Here is a 12,794-nt window from a genome sequence, read left to right on the forward strand (position 1 = left end):
CGGCGTCAGGCGACGTCGACGGGGCGGAACTGGACGCTGACCCGGGGGCCGACCGGGCGGGTGGTCTTGGGCACGGCATGTTCCCAGGTGCGCTGGCAGGACCCGCCCATCACCACCAGGTCGCCGTGGCCGAGCGGGAAGCGCACGGTGTCGCCGCCGCCCCGGGGGCGCAGCAGCAGCGGGCGGGGAGACCCGAACGACACGATCGCCACCATCGTGTCGCTGTGCGCGGAACGGCCGAGGGTGTCGCCGTGCCAGGCGACGCTGTCCCGCCCGTCGCGGTAGAGGCACATGCCGGCGGTGACGAACGGCTCGCCCAGCTCGGCGGCGTAGTGCCGGCTCAGTGCCGTGCGGGCGGCGGTGAGCAGCGGGTGCGGCAGCGGGCGGTCGGGGCCGTACCAGCAGAGCAGGCGGGGGACGTCGACCTGCGTGTCGTACATGGTGCGGCGTTCGGCCCGCCAGGGGACGCCGGTGCGCAGGGTGTCGAGGACCGCGTCGGAGCCGTGCACCCAGCCGGGCAGGTGGTCGACCCAGGCGCCCCGGGTGAGCGTCCGGCGGCGCAGCCCGGCCAGCGGGGTCAGCGTCGGGCCGGTGTCGGTGAGGTCGAGCATCGACGGTTGGTAGGCGGCCTGCGGCATACCCGGCACCCTATCAGTGCTTTAGTACACCCGTACGATCGGCGATCCGGGTGAGGACCGCGTCGGCGACCCGTTGCCGGCCGCGCCCGTCGACGGTGGTCCAGGCGCGGGCGGCGAGGGCAGCCCGCCGTCGGGGGGAGGCCAGCAGGGTGCGTAGGGTGCGGGCCGCGTCCGCCCGTGCGGCCCGCCCGGCCAACCCCGGTGCGGCCAGTTCCGGCAGCTCGCCGAGGCCGGCGGCGAGCCCGTGCGCCACCACCCGCCGGTACGCGTCGCGCTGGTTGTCCACCACGCAGACCAGCGCGGCGGGCGCACCCAGACAGCACAGCTCCCAGGTGGAGGTGCCGGCGGCGCTGACCACCAGGTCGGCCGCGCCGATCAGCGTGGGCAGGGCGTCGGTCGGCGCGACGAGGTGCAGCGACTGCCCCCGCCCGGTGCCGACCCGCGACAGTTCGGCCTCGATCCCGGGGCGGGCGACGACCACGGTCACCGCCATCGGGTGGCCGGTGCCGAGCAGCACCCGGGTCAGCACCGGGGCCGCGCCGACCGCGTCGGTGCCGCCGAAGAAGGCCAGCACCCGGGGTCGGTCCGTCGGGGTGGCCGGCGGTGGCGCCGGCGGCCGGGCGGCGGTCACCGCGTCGCGCAGCAGCGCGTACCGGACGCCGGCCAGCAGCCGCCCGTCGCCGGGTGTGCCGGCGGTGGGCTGCCCGTCGGGGGTGTCCGCGCCGAAGTTCTGGTCCAGGTAGAGGTCGGCGTCCTGACCCCGGGTGTCGCCGTCGACGAGGCAGAGGGTGAGCACGCCGGCCGCCCGCAGCGCTCCCGCGCCCGCCGGGTCCAGCTCGTACGAGTCGAGCACGAACGCGTCGAGGGCGTGCGTACGGGCCGCCTCGACCAGCCCGGCGGGGGTGTCGGGGCCGGGGTGGACCGGGATGCCGCAGGCGGCCAGATGGGCGGCGGCCCAGCCGACCCGGTCCACCGTGCCGAACAGTTCGACCCGGGCGCCCCGGGCCAGGAACTCCTCGCCGAGGGCCAGGCAGCGCACGAGGTGCCCGACGCCGGTGTGCGGGCCGGCGTCGCAGCGCAGCCCGATCCGTGGTGGGTTCAGGACTCCTCCAGCCGCTTCTGGCGTACCGAGGAGTTGAGGGTACGCAGGTCGGGCCGCCCGTCCAGCCAGTCGGCGAGTTTCGCCAGCGGCACGCTGACGTCGCCGAAGTGGTCGACGACCGCGCTGACCAGCGCCCAGTCCTGGTCGGTGTCGAGGGTGAGCCGCAGCGCCGACCGGTCCGGGGTGAGGGTCACCCCGAGCACCCGGAACAGCTCCGGATGGGCGTACGCGAAGGAGGTGACGTGCACCCGGTGGTGGTCGGCGGCGAGCCGGTCCAGGGTGCGCAGCGCGTCCGCCCGGATGATCTCCACGTCCAACCCCCGGGGCAGGGTACGGGCGATCGAGGTGCTGGCGTAGTCGAGCCCGGGGACGGCCCGGTAGACCGCCGCCACCAGGGTGACGATCTCCGGGTCGAGCAGCGGGCAGTCGGCGGTGAACCGCATGACGGCGTCGCCGGGGTGGGCGTCGAGCGCGCCGACGAACCGGCTCAGCACGTCGTCCACCGGTCCCCGGTGCACCGGCACGTCGAGCCGCGCGCACTCGGCGACCACCGCGTCGTCGACCGGGTCGACACTGGTGGCGACCACCAGGTCGGCGAGGACCCCGCTGTCCCGGGCGGCCCGGACCACCCGGCCGAGGACGCTGCGTCCGGCCAGCGGGCGCAGCACCTTGCCGGGCAGCCGCGACGAACCCATCCGGGCCTGCACGATCCCGACGATCCGCAGGTCGGAGCCGGCCGGCCCGGCCGGTGCGAGCGCGCCGTGCGGTGGGGCGTCGGACTGTCCCGTGTGCGGGGCGGTCACTGCTGTTCCTCCGCCGGCTTCGGGCCGAGCGCCTCGCGGGCCCGCCGCTTGGCCGCCCGGGCACCCCGCTTCGCCAGCCGGGCCGGGGTGATGGCGAGCCGGCCCACCCGGTAACTGAGCGAGCCGCTGAGCAGGTTGATCGTGGCGTCGGCGCGGCGCAGCGCCCGTTCCCGCGAGGTGAGCAGCTCCTCGGTCCACTTCAGCAGGGCGGCCAGCCGGGTCAGCTCCTCCCGCTGGCGTACCCAGGCCTCGCGCATCTGCTGGTAGCTGCGCGGTCCGGCGGGCGGATCGGTGGGGGTGACCGCGTGCAGTTCGGTGGCGAGCATCCCCCGCCCGTCGGCGTCCAGGCCACGCAGGGCGGCGGCGACCGCCGCCTCGGTCTCCACGGCCGCGTCCACGGTGGCCCGGTCCAGGTCGTGCCCGGCGACCCCACCGAGGACCACGGTCAGCCCGGCGACGTCGAGGGTGGACGGCCACGGGTGGGCGTAGCCGCCGGTGAGCAGGGTGACCGCGAACCGCCACAGCCCCCGGGCCAGCACCACGTCGAGGGGCAACGGTTCGCTGGCCCGCCAGCTCGGGTCGAGCACCGCGAAGGTGTCCCCGTCGACGACCACGGTGTCCGGGTCGGCCAGCGCCGCCGCGCCGGTGAGCCGCCTGTCCGGGTCGGCCTGCCCGGCGAGCCAGCCCGCGTAGCCGCGCAGCAGCCGGCGCAGGGCGTCCAGGTCGCGACGCAGGCAACCGTCGAGCAGCACGGTGCGCAGCAGCCGTCCCGGCGGAACCGGGCCGGTGAGTGCGGCCGGGTCCCGGTGGGCGGCCTCCCGGCTGGCGAAGGGCGCCGGCCGGGTCCGGTCGGCCCCGCCGCCGGTGACCGACCAGTGCCAGCCGTCCGACCGGTCGGCCACCTCGACCACTCCGACGCCGGGCGGGCCGGTCTGCACCAGCACCACCGGCAGCGCCCAGTCGACGGGCGCGTCGGGGCCGGGGCGGCGGGCCAGCGTCAGCCAGCCGGGGGCCAGCGCCGCGCCGAGCCCGGCGTGCAGCGCGTCGACCGCCAGCCGGGCCGGGTCCTGGAGCACCGGGCCGGCGGTGAACCCGCCCGCGCAGGCACCGTGCAGCACCGCGTCGAGCAGCCCCGAGGTGGGCCGCTGCTCCAGCGCGTCGGTGGCGACCAGGGCCGTCGGGGCACCCGGACCGGGGTACGCGGCATAGCTGACGCCCACGGTCAGCCCCACCTCGGCGAGCTGGGCCCGCAGCTGCTCCCGGTTGGCCGGGCGGCCCGCGTCGAGCACCCCGCCGATGCTCCACGCCGCGTCGCCCCGGTCGGCGTACCAGGGGGTGGGGGCGACCAGCCGGGACACCCCCAGCGGGTTGTCCAGGCGCAGCAGCAGCGTGCCGCCGGGCCGCAGGGCGGCGGCCAGCCGGGCCAACACCCCCGTCCAGCCCAGCCGGGCCCCCTCGACCGACTCGACGGCGTCCAGTCCGGCCCCGGCCAGCACCACGTCGAACGTGTCGGCCGGGTCGAGTCCGGCGGGGCCGCCGACGACCACCCGGGCGGCCCGGTCGGCCAGGGCCACCGCGTCCGGGTGGCTACGCAGCAGGCAGGTCACCTCGGCGTGGGCGAGCCGGTCCAGCAGCGCCGGGTCGTGCGGCCCGGCCAGCAGCACCCGCGCCCCGGCCGGTACGACCAGGGCGGCCAGCGCGCCCAGCGGCCCCCCGTCGGCCAGCCGCTGCTCCGGCAGGTCGGACCAGGCCAGCATCTCCCCACCGGGCAGGACGACGGGGGCGGTGGTTCCAGTGGTCAACTCGTGCCTCCTGCGGGACGTGCCCAGCCGAGCAGTTCACGCAGCTCGGCGGGGGTGCAGCGGTGGTCGGTGCCCAGCTCGGCGTGGGCGATCGCGACGGCGGTCGGCAGGTCCACCGACTCGCCGTGCAGCTGCGGCCACTGCCGGCGGATCCGGGCGGTGCCGCCGAAGGTGGGGTCCTCCTTGGCCAGGATCATCGGGTCGCCGTAGACGGCCGGCTCACAGCCGGCGGCGATGCCGTAGAAGATGGCGCTGGTCAACCGGTTGGACGCCACCCGGGCGTGCCGGCGCAGCTCGGTGAGCTGCTTGTCGAGGAACAGCGGGTCGGTGTCGCGCCACCAGTGCCCCCGGTAGCCGTGGCAGATCACCCGGAAGCCGGCGTTCTCGTAGAGCCGGCGGACCCGGCGCATGCCGTACTCGTGCCAGTAGAGGCAGACGGTGACCGGGCCGGGCTCGGTGTCCCGGATCCGGGCGATCAGCTCCCGGTGGTCGCCCTTGACGTGCTGACCCTCCCAGCCGTGGAACGGGTACCAGATGGTGCCCTCCCGGGCGGCCGGCGGCGGGTCGTCGCGGCGCAGGTCGAGCAGGTACGCGAAGGGTGCGCCGACGACCACCACGTTGCGCCGCCCCACCGACCAGGCCCGTCGCCGGGTCTGCTCCGACCAGAGCAGGCTGGGGGTGCGCTCGGCGTACGGGTGGCCGGGGGCGAGGCCGTCGCCGATGTTCCAGCCGTGCTGGACGTACCCGTTGATCCGGGGCGGGTGGCCGTCGCCCAGCCCGCAGTAGCGGGCCAGCACGTGGGCGTGGCCGTAGAAGTGGTTCGCGTGGTGCATCGGTTCCCCCGGTCAGGCGGCGGTGGGCGCGGTGACGCCGCGCAGCGCCGCGCCGAGCGCGTCGATCACCCGGTCCTGGTCGGTGTCGGTGAGACCCGGGTACAGCGGCAGCGAGAGCTGCTGGGTGTAGAACGACTCGGCCACCGGGCAGGACCCGCGCCGGTAACCGAGGTCGGCGAAGGCCGGGTGCCAGTGCACCGGCAGGTAGTTGACCTGGACGCCGATGCCGGCGGCGCGCATCCGGTCGTACACCTCGCGGCGGCGGCCGTCGAGGACCCGGACCGGGTAGAGGTGCCAGGCGGGGGCGGCCCAGGACCGGCGGGTCGGGGTGAGCACCCCGTCCAGGTCGGCCAGCGCCTCGTCGTAGCGGGCCACCAGCCGGGCGCGGGCGGCCAGGAAGTCGCCGAGCCGGCGCAGCTGGCTGCGGCCCAGCGCGCAGAGCACGTCCGGTAGCCGGTAGTTCAGCCCGAATTCGTGCACCTCCTGGTGCCAGCCGCCCTCGTCCGGGGCGCGCAGCTCGGCGCGATCCCGGACCAGCCCGATGTTGCGGAACCGGCGGGCCCGCGTCAGCAGCTGCGGGTCGGCGGTGGCGACCGCGCCGCCCTCGGCGGTGGTGAGGTTCTTGGTGGGGAAGAACGAGAAGGTGGTCAGGTCGGCCAGCGACCCGACCGGCCGGCCCCGGTAGCTGGCCCCGATCGAGTGGGCGGCGTCGGCCAGCAGCAGCGCGTCGGAGCCGGCCAGGGCGGTGCGCAGGGCGTCGTAGTCGGCCGGGTGGCCGGCGTAGTCGACGGCCGCGACGACCTTCGTCCGGGCGGTGGTCGCGGCGGCTGCCGCCGCCGGGTCCAGGGTGAACGTCCCCTCCTCGACGTCGGCGAAGACGATCCGCGCGCCGAGGGCGACCGCGCTGCTGGCGGTCGCCACGAACGTCATCGGCGGCACCACCACCTCGTCGCCGGGGCCCACCCCGGCCGCCGCGTAGGCGACGTGCAGGGCGGCCGTGCCGTTGGCGACCGCCGCGCAGCCGGCCCCGCCGGTCCAGCCCGCGAGGTCGGCCTCGAACGCGTCGACCTGCGGGCCGGTGGTGAGCCAGTCGCTGCGCAGGGTGGCGACCACGGCGGCGACGTCGTCGTCGGTCACCGACTGCCGGCCGTACGGGAGCATCGTCGTCATGCGGCGATGCCGAGCATGTCGCGCAGCTGCGGGACGCTCAACCACTCGTCGTTGCCGTCGGACTGGTAGGCGAAGCCGTCCGGCACCGGCTCGCAGTCGACGGGCGGCCGGTAGCCCCAGGTGGCGATCGTCGGCTGGACGATGAACCGGTCCTTCGCGCGCAGCGTCCGGCGGCTGTCGTCCGGGGCGATCATCTCCTCGTGCAGCTTCTCGCCCGGCCGGATGCCGATCTCGTGGGTGGTGGCGTCCGGGGCGACCGCCTCGACCAGGTCGAGGATGCGCATGCTGGGGATGCGCGGCACGAACAGCTCACCGCCCTGCATCTGGTCGAAGCTGTCCAGCACGAACTGCACGGCCTGGTCCAGGGTGATCCAGAACCTGGTCATCCGCTTGTCGGTGATCGGCAGGCTCTTGCCCTCGGCGGCGAGCCGGCGGAACAGCGGCACCACCGAGCCCCGGCTGCCGACCACGTTGCCGTAGCGGACCACGGCGAACCGGGTGGGGTGCTGGGCGGCGTAGTGGTTGGCCGAGACGAACAGCTTGTCGCCGACGAGCTTGGTCGCGCCGTACAGGTTGATCGGGCTGGACGCCTTGTCGGTGGAGAGCGCGATGACCTTCTTGACGCCGGCCTCGATGGCCGCGTCGACCACGTGCTGCGAGCCGGTGATGTTGGTGGCGATGAACTCCGACGGGTTGTACTCGGCGGTGTCCACCTGCTTGAGGGCGGCGGCGTGCACCACGTGGTCCACCCCGTGCATGGCCCGGGTGAGCCGGTGCCGGTCCCGGATGTCGCCGATGAACCAGCGCAGCCGGGGGTCGTCGCCGAGCTGCTGGCGCAGCTCGTACTGCTTGAGTTCGTCGCGGGAGAACACCACCACCCGGGCCGGGTCGGCCACGTCGAGGACGTGCCGGAGGAACGTCTTCCCGAAGGAACCCGTCCCGCCGGTGACCAGAATGGAGGACCCGTTCAACTCACTCAAGGTGGTGCTCCCCAGCTCGTGGTTGCGCCGCCGGCTCGGGCCAGGCGACCGGACGGACGCTAGCCAGGCCGGGTTAACACCCCGACGCCCCCGGGTGAACCGACCACGCTGGTCGTGTGAATGCCGGCCCCCCGGCAGGCGAACACTTGCCGACCCGGTGGCTGCCGGCTGACCAGCGGGTACGCCGCTGACTACAGTGGCCCGGCGCGGCCGGTGGGCACCGGGACCGCATCCGACACCCACGGCCGGACACCAGCCGGCCCGGGACCGCCGCGTGTCCCGGGCGGGCCGACGTGGGTGCCCCGACGAGCAGGAGGCGACGCATGGTGGCCGTCACCGAGGTGGGACACCGGGTCGCCGACCCGGCCGGGCGGCCGGTGGGCCGACGCCGTCGACTGGTGCCGGTGCTGCTGGTGGTGGGCTGGCTGCTGGGCGTCGGCTGGCGGATGTGGCTGTCCCGGCACGTGCCGCTGCCCATCGCCCACACCGACGAGGACAGCTACCTGCACACCGCCCGCGCGCTGGCCGGCGGGCCGGGCGGGTTCAGCAGCGAGAACGGGCCGTTGCGCCGGGTCGGCTACCCGCTGCTGATCTCCCCGGTGTTCCTCGGGGAGCGGGACTTCGCCGACAGTTACCGACTGGTGCAGTTGATCAATGCGGCGGTGAACGCGACGGTGCTGCCGCTTGCGTACCTGCTGCTGCGTCGGCTGACGCCGGTGCGCCGGCCGGTCGCCCTGGTCGCCGCCACCGTCGCGGCCACCCTGCCGGCGACGGTGTTCTACGCCGGGGTGGCGATGATCGACGCGGTGCTCGCGCCGCTGGTGCTGGCCTGGCTGCTGGCCGTGCACCACTGGGTGCGCCGGCCCGGCCCGCTGGCCGCCGCCGGGGTGGGCGCCCTGGTCGGGGTGTTCCACCTGCTGCACTCCCGGGGCCTGGTGATCGTGGGCGTGCACGCCGGCCTGGTGCTGCTGCTGTTCCTGCGGCGTCGGGTCAGCCCGGCGCAGGTGCTCGCCGCGGTGCTGCCGGTGCTGGCGTTGGCGCTGCTCAACGAGGTGGTCATCCGGCTGCTCGGCGACCGGGTCTACCTGCTGGGCGACCCGCCAGGCGGCGGCACCGTCCGGGCGGTCGCCTCCGGGCCGGGGCTGCTGCGGGTCGGGGCGGCGGTCGCCACCCAACTCTGGTACCTGGTGGTCATCACCTTCGGGCTGGCCGGCGTCGCCTGGGCCGGTGCCGTGCACCTCCTGCTGCGTCGTCCCACCCCCGCCGCGACCCCGGGGCCCGACGCCGTGCCCCCGGGGCCTGCCGCCGGCCCGGCGGACGCGGTCGGGGCGACCCGGTGGACGGTCGGGGTGGCGCTGGTGACCAGCGTGGGGGTGGCGGCCGGAGCGTCGGTGATCCTGGCCGGCATCACCGGCAAACCGCTGGACGCCATCTACGGCCGGTACGTGCAGATGCTCGCCCCGTTCTGGCTGCTGCTCGGGGTGGGGCTGCTGGTGACGGCGACGCCCCGGCAGCGGTGGCGGCGGGCGGCGGTCGCGGTGGGCCTGCTGCTGGCCGGCGCGACCCTGATCGCCGCCCGGCTGGCCTGGGTCGCCGGCCGGGGACACGAGCTGCGCTACGGCGGGTTCGGCGCACCGGACCTGATGGCGCTCACCGGTGGCTGGCGGGAGTTCCGGCCGTTCACCGGGGCGGCCGTGGGGATCGCCGGCTGCCTGCTGCTGGTCGCCGCCCTGCGGCTGCCCCGGTGGCGGCTGCCGGTGCTCGCCGCCCTGGTGGTGGTGAACCTCGGCACCATGCAGGTGATCACCGACCGGCTGGTCCGGCCGCTGGTCGCGGCGACCGCGCCCACCCCCCGGGTTTCCGACCTCGGGGTACGTCCCGGCGACCGGGTCTGGGCGTCGCTCGGCGTGCAGTGGGTGCTCCGGTTCAACCTCAGCCACCAGGTGACCTGGGCCGACGTGCGGTGGTTCGGGGACGACCCGCCGGCCGACGCCGACGTGGTGTTCGTCAGGTGGGCCCCCGGCGAGCCGGACGACTGGGACGGCACCCGGTACGGCTTCGTCCGCCTCGGCGGCAACCCGGAGCAGCGCTGGGCCGCCTGGCGGCGGAGCTGACTCCATCGCCGGGCCGCCCGTGACCGCCCCGCCGGGGCGCAATTCGGTTAACGGGGGGTGGCGAGTCGGTGAATGGTCGCCGGACAATCGGGAAAATCAGCGATGACGGCGGTTCTCCCGATTCAGGGAAATGGGGACGACGGTGATTTCCCGGCCGTCGTGCGTCTCCCGTCGGGCGGTGCCCTCGACGAACCGGAACCGTCGGTTCATCTGCCGGACGACCGTGTTGTCGGCCAGTACCTCGCCGTCGAGCCGGTCCAGCGCGAGCACGTCGAAGGCGTGGTCCACCGCCGCCCGCATCACGCCCAGCCAGGCGGGCAGCGTCGCCCCCCGCTCGGCCAACCCGTCGGCGTCCAGGTAGAAACCCCAGGAAGCGGTGCGTTGCGGCCCGTCCGGGCGCAGGTCGAAGAAGGTCACCACGCCGGCCGGCCGGTCGTCGTACAGGTAGATCAGCACCCGGCGGGTCGGGTCGGTACGCACCCGCGACCACCATGCCGCGTGTTCGGCGGCGGTGATCTCGTGACTGGTCTTGCTGACCCGCCGGTTGGTTTCCTGATTACGCCAGGACAACATCAGGTTAACGTCGTCCGTCGTGGCCTCGCGCAGCACCCGTACCCCTTTGTATTCACCTTGTGGACTCCTGCGGACCTTACCCGGGTAAAGCGGCCCGATAATTGTCGGGCTGTACACTCCGGCGCATGAACGAATTGAGTCGCGCGCAGATTCGCGACCTCATGGCGCAGGTGGTGCGCAACCAGGGCCGGGTGCTGCCCGACGACGACGCCACCGACCTGCGGGAGATCGGCTTCCGGTCGCTGGACTTCTCGGAGCTGGCCCTGCGGGTCGAGGACGCCACCGGCGAGGAGCTGAACTTCGACGCCCCCGGCCTGCGCCGGATCGCCACCGTCGGCGACGTCCTCGACTTCCTCGCCGAACTCCAGCGACAGTGACCGTCGCGACCTCGCCGGCCGGGCTGGACAACCGGGTCGTCGTCGCCGGGGTGGCCCGGAGCTGGCGCGACCTGCCCGCCCCGGCGCTGCCGTCCCCCGGGGTGGTCCTCACCGCCGGGGCCGCCGACGCGCTCGCCGTCGCCGGGCGGCACGCCGTCGACGGCACCGAACTGCTGCTCGCCGCCCCCACCCGGGTCGACGCGGCGATGCGCGACGAGCTGCGCGCCGCCGGGTTCGCCGTCACCGTGCTCACCGACGGGGTGCCGCAGACCGAGCCGCCGGCCACCACCAGGTCACCCGAGCCGGGTCGGCTCTGGCTGCTGACCTCCGGGTCGACCGGGCGGCCCAAGCGGGTCGGGCACAGCCTCGACTCGTTGACCACCGTACGGTCGGCGCAGCCGGCCCGGACCTGGCTGTGCCCGTACGCCCCCGGCAGCTACGCCTGGTGGCAGGTGGTCACCCTGTCGTTGACCCAGCCCGGTCAGCACCTCGTGGTGGTCGACCCGCACGAGTTGGACGACTGGCCGGCGCTCGCCGCCGCGCACGGCGTCGACGCCGTCTCCGGCACCCCCACCTTCTGGCGGCGCACCCTGCACCGCGACCCGCAGGCGCTGGCCCGGGTGCCGCTGCGCCAGCTGACCCTCGGCGGCGAACCGGTCGACCAGGCCGTCCTGGACCGCCTGCGGGAGCTCTTCCCGACCGCCCGGATCTCCTGGATCTACGCCTCCTCCGAGGTCGGCGCGTCGATCGTGGTGCACGACGGGCGGGCCGGGTTCCCGGTCTCCTGGCTCGACCGGGTCACCCCGGGCCGACCCACCCTCTCCCTGCGCGACGACGAACTGGTGATCACCTCCCCGCACCACGGGGTGGGCCTCGGCGGGCCGGTGCGCACCGGTGACCGGGCCCAGGTGGTCGACGACCGGGTGGTGATCACCGGCCGGCTGGACTCCGACGAGATCAACGTCGGCGGCAGCAAGGTCTCCGCCGGGCTGGTCCGCGCCGTGCTCACCGCCCACCCCGGGGTGGCCTGGGCCCGGGTCACCGGCCGCCGCGCGCCGGTGCTCGGCCGGATGGTGGTCGCCGAGGTCGTCCCCAGCACCGCGCCGGGCGACGCCGGGGTCCCGCCTGACGAGGGCGTGCTGGTGCGCTGGTGCGCCGACCGGCTCCCCGAGTACGCGGTGCCCCGGCGCATCCGCCTGCTGACCGAGATCCCCGTCAAGGAGACCCTGAAGAGCGATGTCTGACTCCCCGCCCGTTCCCGCCAGCACCGTGGTCCTCGTCTCCGGCGGGTCCCGGGGGCTGGGCCTGGCCATCGTCACCGACCTGCTCGACGCCGGGCTCACCGTGGCCGCGTTCGCCCGCAGCGTCACCCCCGAGCTGGAGAAGCTGGCCGACGCGCACCCCGACCGGGTGCACGTCGGGGCGGTGGACGTCACCGACCTCGCGGCGGCCCAGCGCTTCCTGCGGGAGGTCGAGGCGCGGTTCGGCCCGGTCGACGGCCTGGTCAACAACGCCGCCGTCGGCCAGGACTCGATGCACACGCACACCGCGACCGCCGACATCGCCCGGATCGTCGAGACCAACCTGACCGCGCCGTTGCAGCTCACCCGCCTGGTGGCCCGGCGGATGCTCGGCCAGGGGCGGCGCGGGCGGATCGTCAACGTCACCTCGATCTGCGCGCAGCGCGGCTTCCCCGGCCTGGTCGCGTACTCGGCCACCAAGGGCGGGATGGACGCGGCGACCCGCTCGCTGGCCCGCGAGCTGGGCGGGCGGATGCTGGTCAACGCCGTCGCACCGGGTTTCTTCGCCTCGGAGATGTCCGCCGTGCTGGGCAGCACCCAGCTCGACCAGATCGTCCGTCGCACCCCCACCGGCCACCTGACCGAACCGGCCGAGGTGGTCCCGGTGGTGCGGATGTTGCTGTGCGCGCACACCAACATCAACGGCCAGGTCATCGTGGTCGACGGTGCCGCCTCGATCTGACCTGGCCCATCCGGGCCGGGACGTCGGGCTACGGCCGGTGCCGGCGTTGCTGGGCGCCGCCGAACGGCACCTGCGCGTCGGCACCCCCGCCGAGCTGCGGTACGCGGTGACCCGCAGCCACCTCGACGACGGGCGCTGCGTCGGCTGGTACGGGCCGACCGCGCCCGGTTGGCGGGTGGCGATCGACGCCGAACGGGCCACCGCCGAGGTCCCGCCCGCGTTGGCCGCGCGCTTCGGCCCGGCCGACTTCTGGGCCCGCTGGACCCGGGCGGAGAGCCTGTGCAAGCTGGCCGAGGTGCCGGTGGCGGCCTGGTGGCGGCGGCACGGGCTGGCCGTACCCCCGCACACCCGCGCGGTCTGGCGCACCCTGCGCCTGGCCGACCTGGTGGTCACGGTCGCCTTCGCTCCCTGAGGCGTCC

At 75.2% G+C, this 12,794-nt stretch carries 13 protein-coding genes; 5 read left to right on the forward strand and 8 right to left on the reverse strand.

The features are described from left to right. Positions 1-5: 5 nt before the first annotated feature. From JQN84_RS25860 to pseB, 7 genes are all read right to left on the reverse strand, one after another. Positions 6-638 carry an alpha-ketoglutarate-dependent dioxygenase AlkB gene (locus JQN84_RS25860; protein ID WP_204961177.1) on the reverse strand — a complete coding sequence of 211 codons (633 nt, stop codon included), beginning with the start codon at positions 636-638 and terminating at the stop codon, positions 6-8. 13 nt (positions 639-651) lie between these two features. Beyond that, on the reverse strand, positions 652-1,740 hold the full coding sequence (locus JQN84_RS25865) for a PseG/SpsG family protein (protein ID WP_239486225.1): 1,089 nt from the start codon (positions 1,738-1,740) through the stop codon (positions 652-654). Next, positions 1,737-2,465, reverse strand: coding sequence for a cytidylyltransferase domain-containing protein (locus JQN84_RS25870; RefSeq protein WP_204961439.1), 729 nt, complete (start codon positions 2,463-2,465; stop codon positions 1,737-1,739). The genes JQN84_RS25865 and JQN84_RS25870 overlap by 4 nt, the downstream gene beginning before the upstream one ends. Positions 2,466-2,539: 74 nt before the next feature. After that, a complete protein-coding gene (locus JQN84_RS25875; protein WP_372446015.1) occupies positions 2,540-4,345 on the reverse strand; it encodes a class I SAM-dependent methyltransferase in 1,806 nt (601 codons plus the stop codon). Next, the gene (locus JQN84_RS25880; protein ID WP_204961179.1) at positions 4,342-5,178 is read right to left on the reverse strand and encodes a hypothetical protein; all 837 of its coding nucleotides are present in this window, start codon (positions 5,176-5,178) and stop codon (positions 4,342-4,344) included. Before JQN84_RS25880 ends, JQN84_RS25875 begins: the two co-directional genes overlap by 4 nt. A gap of 12 nt (positions 5,179-5,190) precedes the next feature. Continuing rightward, positions 5,191-6,348: a DegT/DnrJ/EryC1/StrS family aminotransferase gene (locus JQN84_RS25885; protein WP_204961180.1), complete on the reverse strand. Its 1,158-nt coding sequence runs from the start codon at positions 6,346-6,348 to the stop codon at positions 5,191-5,193. Further along, complete coding sequence (pseB, locus tag JQN84_RS25890) at positions 6,345-7,328, reverse strand: UDP-N-acetylglucosamine 4,6-dehydratase (inverting) (RefSeq protein WP_204961181.1); 984 nt, start codon at positions 7,326-7,328, stop codon at positions 6,345-6,347. Before pseB ends, JQN84_RS25885 begins: the two co-directional genes overlap by 4 nt. Positions 7,329-7,651: 323 nt before the next feature. On the opposite strand from pseB, the gene JQN84_RS25895 reads away from it, so the two are divergent. After that, complete coding sequence (locus JQN84_RS25895) at positions 7,652-9,442, forward strand: hypothetical protein (RefSeq protein WP_204961182.1); 1,791 nt, start codon at positions 7,652-7,654, stop codon at positions 9,440-9,442. A gap of 96 nt (positions 9,443-9,538) precedes the next feature. Here JQN84_RS25895 and JQN84_RS25900 read toward each other — a convergent pair whose 3' ends face one another. Beyond that, positions 9,539-10,051: a GNAT family N-acetyltransferase gene (locus JQN84_RS25900; RefSeq protein WP_204961183.1), complete on the reverse strand. Its 513-nt coding sequence runs from the start codon at positions 10,049-10,051 to the stop codon at positions 9,539-9,541. Between the two features lie 89 nt (positions 10,052-10,140). On the opposite strand from JQN84_RS25900, the gene JQN84_RS25905 reads away from it, so the two are divergent. From JQN84_RS25905 to JQN84_RS25920, 4 genes are read left to right on the forward strand one after another with little or no spacing between them, the layout of a single operon-like run. Beyond that, positions 10,141-10,392 carry an acyl carrier protein gene (locus JQN84_RS25905; protein WP_239486210.1) on the forward strand — a complete coding sequence of 84 codons (252 nt, stop codon included), beginning with the start codon at positions 10,141-10,143 and terminating at the stop codon, positions 10,390-10,392. Then, the gene (locus JQN84_RS25910) at positions 10,389-11,636 is read left to right on the forward strand and encodes an AMP-binding protein (protein WP_204961184.1); all 1,248 of its coding nucleotides are present in this window, start codon (positions 10,389-10,391) and stop codon (positions 11,634-11,636) included. Before JQN84_RS25905 ends, JQN84_RS25910 begins: the two co-directional genes overlap by 4 nt. Continuing rightward, positions 11,629-12,375: an SDR family NAD(P)-dependent oxidoreductase gene (locus tag JQN84_RS25915; RefSeq protein WP_204961185.1), complete on the forward strand. Its 747-nt coding sequence runs from the start codon at positions 11,629-11,631 to the stop codon at positions 12,373-12,375. Before JQN84_RS25910 ends, JQN84_RS25915 begins: the two co-directional genes overlap by 8 nt. After that, positions 12,359-12,787, forward strand: a complete 429-nt coding sequence (locus tag JQN84_RS25920) for a hypothetical protein (RefSeq protein WP_281899197.1) — start codon at positions 12,359-12,361, stop codon at positions 12,785-12,787. The genes JQN84_RS25915 and JQN84_RS25920 overlap by 17 nt, the downstream gene beginning before the upstream one ends. Positions 12,788-12,794: the final 7 nt, after the last annotated feature.

It is taken from the genome of Micromonospora humidisoli, from assembly GCF_016900955.1.
Lineage (GTDB): Bacteria > Actinomycetota > Actinomycetes > Mycobacteriales > Micromonosporaceae > Micromonospora > Micromonospora wenchangensis.

What these genes read in the sequence shown, in the direction of transcription:
- JQN84_RS25905 (WP_239486210.1), top strand. Translation starts at nt 10,141, where the DNA reads ATGAACGAATTGAGTCGCGCGCAGATTCGCGACCTCATGGCGCAGGTG.
- JQN84_RS25915 (WP_204961185.1), top strand. Translation starts at nt 11,629, where the DNA reads ATGTCTGACTCCCCGCCCGTTCCCGCCAGCACCGTGGTCCTCGTCTCC.
- JQN84_RS25895 (WP_204961182.1), top strand. Translation starts at nt 7,652, where the DNA reads ATGGTGGCCGTCACCGAGGTGGGACACCGGGTCGCCGACCCGGCCGGG.
- JQN84_RS25880 (WP_204961179.1), bottom strand. Translation starts at nt 5,178, where the DNA reads ATGCACCACGCGAACCACTTCTACGGCCACGCCCACGTGCTGGCCCGC.
- JQN84_RS25885 (WP_204961180.1), bottom strand. Translation starts at nt 6,348, where the DNA reads ATGACGACGATGCTCCCGTACGGCCGGCAGTCGGTGACCGACGACGAC.
- JQN84_RS25860 (WP_204961177.1), bottom strand. Translation starts at nt 638, where the DNA reads ATGCCGCAGGCCGCCTACCAACCGTCGATGCTCGACCTCACCGACACC.